This window comes from Gordonia cholesterolivorans, assembly GCF_039531975.1.
Taxonomy (GTDB): Bacteria; Actinomycetota; Actinomycetes; order Mycobacteriales; family Mycobacteriaceae; genus Gordonia; species Gordonia sihwensis.
The window spans coordinates 1-1,387 of record NZ_BAAARB010000054.1 but is presented as its reverse complement, the minus strand read 5'-3'; the positions used below and the strand labels follow the sequence as shown (position 1 = coordinate 1,387).

The 1,387-nt window shown below is 48.0% G+C and carries 2 protein-coding genes; both read right to left on the bottom strand.

Going from position 1 to position 1,387, the window contains the following annotated elements:
* A partial coding sequence (locus ABFX36_RS19120) for an MbeB family mobilization protein (protein ID WP_428832073.1) occupies positions 1-204 on the bottom strand: 204 nt, incomplete at its 3' end.
* A 674-nt stretch (positions 205-878) separates the two neighbouring features.
* A complete protein-coding gene (locus tag ABFX36_RS18850) occupies positions 879-1,190 on the bottom strand; it encodes a MobC family plasmid mobilization relaxosome protein (RefSeq protein WP_067368407.1) in 312 nt (103 codons plus the stop codon).
* Positions 1,191-1,387: the final 197 nt, after the last annotated feature.

The window sequence follows — 1,387 nt, the reverse complement described above, 5'->3', positions numbered from 1 at the left end:
TTTCCACGCGCTCACGGTACGCCTGATCAATTTCGTCTGCTCGGCTTGGATGCTTTCGCTCAAATGCCTGCAGGCGTCTGCCAGTTGCGCTTTCAAGTCGTTCTCGTGCTGTTCGATAGCGAGCTTCACTTTCTCCGTCATAATCTCGCTGTCTTGTCTGGCATTCTCGGAGAACGTCTGCGCTAAATTTAAAATCCTGCTCATAGAACGCCCCTTTTAAACGTAAGTTTTGCCCCCCGGTTTTGATTGAGAGGTTTTTCGGTGTCACTCTGGCTATCTCAAAGCCTGACTGTTTCAGCGCTTCAATCACATCATCACGGTTACGGATCAGTCCTTTCTGCACCAATGCCGATATGCCGGTATCAATCTCTTTCAGGGCTGATCGTTTTTCTGTCGGTAAATCCGCACGGGTTATCAGTGTTTGCTGTTTATCCGGCGAACGGGGATCGGTCAGGCCGTATTCGTAATTGATAACCTGCTTAAAATTTTCAATGAGTGGTCTGTCTGCTTTGTCATAGTACGGCTGTAAGCGTTTCTGTGAGGTCAGCTCAACGTTAGGGATGTAAAAATTCAGCTCTAACCGGTTTTTGTCCGTGTGCTCAACCCAGGTGATGTTGTACTGTTCGTTCTCCAGCCCCGCAAAAACGTGCTTTTCAAATCTGTCCATAATGGCGGTTTTGTGATGGTCGGGTATATTTTCTTCCTCAAATGACAGACATCCCACGGTGTACGCATTCTTAAATCCGCAACTCTCCGCAATAGACTGCGACAAGTCAGGGTCGCCCCGTAACACCTGAAATTGTGTGTCCTCTTTGCCCTCCCGAAGCAGGTAATCCATGCTGGCTTTCGGACTGCCACCGCCTTTGTTACCAAAGAATTTAATCAGCACGGTCAAGCACCTCCCGAAGCTGTGCCTCAATATGCCGTAACGCTAAGGCAATATTGACCGTCTCCATAGAAACCGGAGCCTGATGGCAATGACGGGCTATCTGATTAAGGTTCACACCTATCCGGTTAAGCTCAAACAGTAATGCTGGGTCAACGCTTTTCGGCTGACGCTTTGGCTTCTGACCTAACGCCAGTTCACGTAACCACTCCGCTAAACGGGGTTTGGTTTTCCGCAGAAGTAACGATTGTTTCTCGTCAGGGGTCAGGCGAATAATCACGATTTCTGTGCGTTTGGTCGTCATGCTGTTGTCCTTTTGGGGTCAAGGGGCAAAGCCCATTGCAAGGTCACGAGGAAATCTCGCAGAGATAACGATGTGTGTCCTTGCCCTAAACATTAACAGCAGATAAGATTTTGTACAATCAGTGAGGAAATGGACGGATATTAAAGATGACGAAGCAGGAAAAAGCTGTCGTAAACATGGCTAAGTTTTTACAGGCT

Excerpts from the sequence above, each read along its gene's own strand:
- ABFX36_RS18850 (WP_067368407.1), bottom strand. The coding sequence starts at position 1,190 with ATGACGACCAAACGCACAGAAATCGTGATTATTCGCCTGACCCCTGAC.